Origin of the sequence: Chryseobacterium polytrichastri (assembly GCF_900142445.1) — a bacterium.
GTDB classification, from domain to species: Bacteria; Bacteroidota; Bacteroidia; order Flavobacteriales; family Weeksellaceae; genus Chryseobacterium; species Chryseobacterium polytrichastri.
In genome coordinates, this window is record NZ_FRAV01000090.1 from 1 (window position 1) to 1,634 (window position 1,634).

Annotated in this window: 1 protein-coding gene; it reads right to left on the reverse strand. The window is 38.4% G+C overall.

All coding sequences use genetic code 11. The annotated features are described in order from the left end of the window. A partial coding sequence (locus tag BUB80_RS23760) for a DUF6443 domain-containing protein (RefSeq protein ID WP_228433960.1) occupies nucleotides 1-1,634 on the reverse strand: 1,634 nt, incomplete at both ends.

Consider the following 1,634-nt stretch of genomic DNA (forward strand, 5'->3'; position numbering starts at 1 on the left):
CTGTTTCCTGTAGTCGGTTCTTTGTAGAAGGCATTTTTTAATCTATTCAGATTATCATACTCGTAGTTATACCTTTTCAATAGATCTTCTGTAGAGTTTTTCCAGTCAACTTCTGCAATATTACCATTGAATCTTCCCGGAGCAATCGTTGGATTGACAGGATTATTATACCTTATTTCATAACCAAACAATTTCCCGTTAAGGTTAACAGGATCATTAATCTTAGTCATCCAACCTCGGATGTTATATTCATAGTCGATTTGTTGAAGTGGAGAATTAGCAATTATCCCTCCAACTTTTTTACTTTCTAATTGTGAAAGTTCATTGTATTTGTTTTGAGATAGAATCTCAACAGGATTCTGATCAACCTGATGTTTATGAGTTAGCGGTCTATTCTGGTGATCATACGTAAAACCTTCAGTGATTACTTTTTCTGTATCGGTACTTAACCTTTTATGTCTCGTGATAGTCTGCTCGGTAAGACCCGCAAAACTCAGTTTTAGATCTACATTGGTTGAGCCTCCTAAATGATTCGTAGAACGGCTTCCAATCAGACGTGCTTTAGGATCGTATAACATGAAATTTCTGGTCCAATCATCATTTTCTATATTCTTCACATATGACGCCAAGAGTAGTCCTCTTACGTTACCAGTCTGACTGTTAAGAACCACTTTCTGATCCAGAATAACATCCGGAAGATCACTTGGAAACCAAGAGTCTCTTGGAAAGCTATCATAATAATTAATCGTCAGAATCTTGATATTAGAAGTAGGATATGCTGCATTATTGTAATTAAGCGAAATAACACTGCTGTCGGGAGATGAACTTCCTCTAAGCTCGTTATTACTGCCTTTTGTTTCTACATTGGTTTGTTCTGATGCTCTTCCTGCAAGACTATACAACGATGTTCCGGTATAGATTCCAGTGTAAACCGGTCTTCCAAATTGGTCATACTTTGTAAACATCCACTGCTTGGATAATCCCAATTGGGCATCCTGAGTCATGACAAGTCGATCCTGTTTGTCGTAGACCATATATTCCCAGCCTTTACCCGGAAGCTTTTTTCCGACAAGCCTGTTTCTTCCATCATAATTATACTGATAACAATAGTTATCTAAAACAGTACCGTCCATGGTTGCCGAAACCACGGCCTCAGGAGGAATCACTAAAGCCAACTGATTGTATTCATTATACACATAATACGTATCGGCATCCTGCGAAGAACTCAATGTTTTTCTAACCAAGATAACCTGACCCTGAGCATTCTTGAATTCTGTCGTTTTGTTTCCGTCCTCGTCAGTCACCGTTGTTTTGTATAACTGATTGGCTCCATAATTTCCGACCACAGGAACAGAGGACGTTGTTGCTCCGTTTGTCCATGAAGTGGTGACTACATATTTTTTAACATCGGTAGCAGTATTGGTGCCATATTCAAATTTTACAGGTTTATCATTCCATGCTGTTCCAACTTGCTTTTGTTCTAGAACTCTGTCTAAAGGAGAGTTTTCAAAAAGCTTTTCGGTATAGATCTTTTCATTTCCATAAGGGGTATTCGGCTTATTGGATAAAGGGGTTGTATAAATAGCTCCGTTGTAAGTTCCTTCCTGTGGAACGGGAAGATATTCATTAGCCAC